The 705-nt window shown below is 61.0% G+C and carries 2 protein-coding genes; one reads left to right on the forward strand and one right to left on the reverse strand.

Annotated elements, in window-relative coordinates; all coding sequences use genetic code 11:
- Positions 1 to 302: LysR family transcriptional regulator (locus tag AWB67_RS39015; protein WP_125477912.1), on the reverse strand; the 302-nt coding region annotated here is incomplete at its 3' end.
- A 100-nt stretch (positions 303 to 402) separates the two neighbouring features.
- On the opposite strand from AWB67_RS39015, the gene AWB67_RS39020 reads away from it, so the two are divergent.
- Positions 403 to 705 (forward strand): FAD-dependent oxidoreductase (locus tag AWB67_RS39020; RefSeq protein WP_125477913.1); only part of this gene is annotated, 303 nt, incomplete at its 3' end.

Below are 705 nucleotides of genomic sequence, written 5' to 3' on the forward strand. Positions count from 1 at the left end.
AGGCACACGGAGAAGGCCCGCGTGGTCGTCGTCGCGTCGAAGGCCTTCGCGCTCCAGATTTCCTCCTGCACCACAGCGAGCACGTGCGCGACGCCTTCGACGAGGCGCTCGCCCACCGGCGTCGGCGCCATCACCGAGCCCGCGCGGACGAACAAATCGTCCTGAAACAGCGTACGGAGTTTCCCTAGCGCGTGGCTGACGGCGGGCTGAGTCAGTCCGAGACGCTCAGCGGCCCGGGAGACGCTCCGCTCTTCGTCGAGCGCCTGCAGGACATACATGAAATTCAGATCCGGCGATGGCATGTATGAACTCGATTCATTATGGATATGAAATTCATTGTATAGATTTATAGAGGTAACGCGTTTAACTTCGCATCCAGCATGAATACAAGAGGAGACATAAGTGCTGGATTGCGACGTAATCATCGTGGGCGGTGGCCCGGTCGGGCTGTTCCTCGCCGCCGAGCTGGGACAACGCGGAGTCAGCGTCGAGCTGTTCGATGCAAAGAACGGAACGAGCCGTCATCCGGCCGCCAACGCCAACAGCGCGCGGACCATGGAGCACTTTCGACGCATCGGCATTGCGTCGGAGATTCGCTCGCTCGGCTTGCCGCTGGACTATGCGCCGGACATCGCGTACTTCACGTCGATCGCCGGGAATGAACTCGCGCGGCTGCGTCAGCCAGTTTCGCGCGATGCGATCGAG

The organism is Caballeronia terrestris, from assembly GCF_001544515.1.
Taxonomy (GTDB): domain Bacteria; phylum Pseudomonadota; class Gammaproteobacteria; order Burkholderiales; family Burkholderiaceae; genus Caballeronia; species Caballeronia terrestris.